General features: G+C 77.0%; 3 protein-coding genes and 1 pseudogene. 1 reads left to right on the forward strand and 3 read right to left on the reverse strand.

The genetic code is table 11. The features are described 5' to 3' along the window. Positions 1-303: pseudogene (locus KS423_RS43500) on the forward strand (hypothetical protein); the annotation flags it as partial. Positions 304-332: 29 nt separating this feature from the next. Here the strand turns inward: KS423_RS43500 and KS423_RS43505 are convergent. The 3 genes from KS423_RS43505 to KS423_RS43515 form a co-directional block, all read right to left on the reverse strand. Beyond that, positions 333-791, reverse strand: coding sequence for a GNAT family N-acetyltransferase (locus KS423_RS43505; protein WP_224285215.1), 459 nt, complete (start codon positions 789-791; stop codon positions 333-335). 211 nt (positions 792-1,002) lie between these two features. Continuing rightward, positions 1,003-1,908, reverse strand: a complete 906-nt coding sequence (locus tag KS423_RS43510; RefSeq protein WP_224285216.1) for a spermidine synthase — start codon at positions 1,906-1,908, stop codon at positions 1,003-1,005. A 105-nt stretch (positions 1,909-2,013) separates the two neighbouring features. Beyond that, positions 2,014-2,421: hypothetical protein (locus tag KS423_RS43515; RefSeq protein ID WP_263455838.1), on the reverse strand; the 408-nt coding region annotated here is incomplete at its 5' end.

Consider the following 2,421-nt stretch of genomic DNA (forward strand, 5'->3'; position numbering starts at 1 on the left):
CGCCCCACCGCCCCCCGGCAGCGCGAGGCCACGGACGGACCGGTGGTCCAGGAGGCGGCGGCCACGGCCGTCGACGAGGCCGCGCCCGTCACCGGGCCCGACCGGACGCCCGGCTCCACGGCTCCCGCCGTACCGGGCGGCGGCAGGAATCCCGAACCGGTGGCCATCGTCGGCACCGCCGCGGCGGCCACCTCCGGTGACGGCCCCGCCACCGCGACCGCCGTCCTCGCCCCCATCGCCGCCGGGCTGCTGCTCACCGGGGCGGCCATGTGCAAGCACCGCGGACTGCCCCGCGGCCACTGAGCGGGCCCGGGCGGCGGCCGGCCCCCTGCCTACGGCGTCGCCAGGTCCAGGACCAGCTGCGGGAGTTCACGCCCCGGGATCGAGCCGGACGGGGTGCTGCCGATCCGGGTGGCCCCCATCGCCAGGTAGAACGGCTCGGCGTTCGGGTCGGAGTCGATGGTGAGCCGGCGCAGGCCGAACGCCACGGCAAGGCTCCGGGCCTGCTCGAACAGCGCGCGGCCGATGCCGCGGCCGATCGACTCGGGCTCGACGAAGAGCAGGTCCAGCGACCCGGTCGGCGGTGCACCGGAGAGCGAGACGAACCCCAGCACCCGGCCACCGTCCTCGGCCACCATCGTGGTCGACCGCTCGATCACGCCGGCGTCCACGGCCAGCTCCGCCCGGCAGGCGGCCATGAACGCCTCGTCGTAGCCCCAGTACGCCTTGGCCCGCAGCGCGATGCCGGTCAGCAGCGCGGCCTCCTCCGGCCGGGCCGGTCTGATCTCCATGGCGCCCCCTTCGGGTCGGTGGCCGGATGGCAGCGCCATTGTCGGCCGCGACTCGGTCGTCCGCCAACGGTTTTACGGCGGGCGACTCGGCGCGGAGGAGCACCGGCGGACGCGCGGGACGATGGCTGCCCGGGGACAGGCTCGGCGGGTTGACGCGGCCCACCCGCGTTGGGCCTTCGGCCCCGGTGCCCGTGCGGCGACGGGCGGGCCGTCAGCGGAACACCCCCGGCGGCGGTTCCGGGGACGGAGCCGCCGTGGCGTCCGTCGCCGGGGTGGCGCCGGCCGCGAAGTCGGTGAGGGCGCGGCCGTGTTCGACCCGGGCGTGGGCGGAGTCGGAGGCGGCGCGGCGGGTGAGGTCGGCGATCGGGAGCGGGGTGTGGGCGGCGGCCAGGACGACGTTGCCGAAGCGCTTGCCGCGCAGCACGGCGGGGTCGGCGATCAGGCACAGTTCGGGGAAGACCGCGCCGAGGGTGGCGACCTGGGAGCGGGCGAAGGGCAGGGCCCCGCCGTCGGCGATGTTGGCGGTGTACCAACCGCCGGGGGCCAGGGCGCGGGCGGCGAGGGTGGTGAACTCGACGGTGGTGCAGTGGGCCGGGGTGCGAGCCCCGGAGAAGACATCGGTGATCACCAGGTCGACGCTGCCTTCGGGGGTGCGTTCCAGCACGCTGCGGGCGTCCGCGCCACGCACCTTGATCTGCCAGCCGCGCTCCAACGGGAGTTCGGCGCGGACGAGTTCGGTGAGCGCGGTGTCGATCTCGGCGACCTGCTGGCGGGAGCGCGGCCGCGTCGCGGCGGTGTAGCGGGCCAGGGTGAGGGCTCCGCCGCCGAGGTGCAGGACGGTGAGCGGGCGGCCGGGCGGGGCGACCAGGTCGATCAGGTGGCCGAGCCGGCGCTGGTACTCGAAGCCGAGGTGGGTGGGGTCGGCGAGGTCGACCAGGGACTGCGGGGCGCCGTCGATCAGCAGCGACCAGGCGGCGGGGCGGTCGCGGTCCGGGCGCAGCTCGGCCAGGCCCGAGCCGACAGGACGGCTGAGCGGGCCCTGGGCGTGGGTGCGTCCGCCCGGTCCGGTGGTGGCCGCCGGCTCCGGGCCGCGCGCGGCTCTGCTGCTTCGTCCCATGCCGGCCATTATCGCCGCCGTGGAGGGACACCCACAGGTCAGGGGCGTGCCGCGGGGACCCGGCCGGAGGCTCACGGGCCCGGCGGGATCCGCGCGGTACGCCTGCTAGAACGGGCCGAGGCCGCCTGCGGTGAGCGTGCAGGCGGCCTCGCAGAGGGCGGAGCGGAGCACCCAGGCGTCAGTGGGGCGCGCGGTGCGGCCGACGCCGGAGGGCGGGATCACCCAGCGCGGGTCGGTGGCGACGGGCACGAGCGCGCCCGCGGTACAGGAGCTGCCGGGCAGGTGCCAGGTCTCCCAGGTGCCGGCCGGGACGAGGAAGGAGACGGTGCTGCCGTTGCGGCTCTGCAGGACGACTCCGCAGGCGCGGCGCAGTCTCAGGATGTCGACGGCCTCCAGGCCGTGCCGCAGGGCGACGGTCACGGTGTCGCAGGCGGTGACGAGGGTGCCCTCGTCGGGGGCGGCGCGTTCGCGCCGGCGGCTGCCGCGGGGGACGCGGCTGCCCTCGACCGGGCC

The sequence above is a fragment of the Streptomyces sp. LS1784 genome, assembly GCF_020103755.1.
Lineage (GTDB): Bacteria > Actinomycetota > Actinomycetes > Streptomycetales > Streptomycetaceae > Kitasatospora.

Bases quoted from the DNA above. Each gene is read 5' to 3' on its own strand.
- KS423_RS43505 (WP_224285215.1), bottom strand. From the start codon at position 791: ATGGAGATCAGACCGGCCCGGCCGGAGGAGGCCGCGCTGCTGACCGGC.
- KS423_RS43510 (WP_224285216.1), bottom strand. From the start codon at position 1,908: ATGGGACGAAGCAGCAGAGCCGCGCGCGGCCCGGAGCCGGCGGCCACC.